Origin of the sequence: Streptomyces sp. SID12488 (genome assembly GCF_010548275.1) — a bacterium.
GTDB lineage: Bacteria > Actinomycetota > Actinomycetes > Streptomycetales > Streptomycetaceae > Streptomyces.
In genome coordinates this window covers 1-392 of sequence record NZ_JAAGLT010000158.1, presented here as the reverse complement: position 1 = coordinate 392, position 392 = coordinate 1, and the positions used below count along the sequence as shown (strand labels likewise).

1 pseudogene is annotated in these 392 nt (G+C 67.1%); it reads left to right on the top strand.

The features are described 5' to 3' along the window. Nucleotides 1–249: 249 nt before the first annotated feature. Nucleotides 250–392 (top strand): annotated as a pseudogene (locus G3I56_RS45225) (DUF485 domain-containing protein); the annotation flags it as partial.

The window sequence follows — 392 nt, the reverse complement described above, 5'->3', positions numbered from 1 at the left end:
TCCACATCATCGTGAAAAAACCGTCGGGCACGGTCGCGCCGGACGGGTGCATGTCACGTGAACCTAGTGCCGACGTTCGACTTCGCGCCATCAGTTCGCGAAATCAGTTTCCAAAGAAACAAAGGGTGTTGAACCGTCCCGACGCGCCGGCCGTGCCGTTGACAGGGGGGATCAGCGCCACCGTCCCCCCACACGGAGGTTGTTGTGTCCGTCGTCCCCACCGCACCCGCGTCACAAGGAGAGTCCCCCGTGACCACCGAAGCAGCGCCGCCCCCGGGCAGCACGGGAGCGCCGCCGGCGAGCCCCGCGGCCGAAGATTTCGTACGCGTCCAGCAGAGCGCGGAGTTCGCCGACCTGCGCCGCTCCCACCGCTCCTTCGCCTTCCCGCTGAC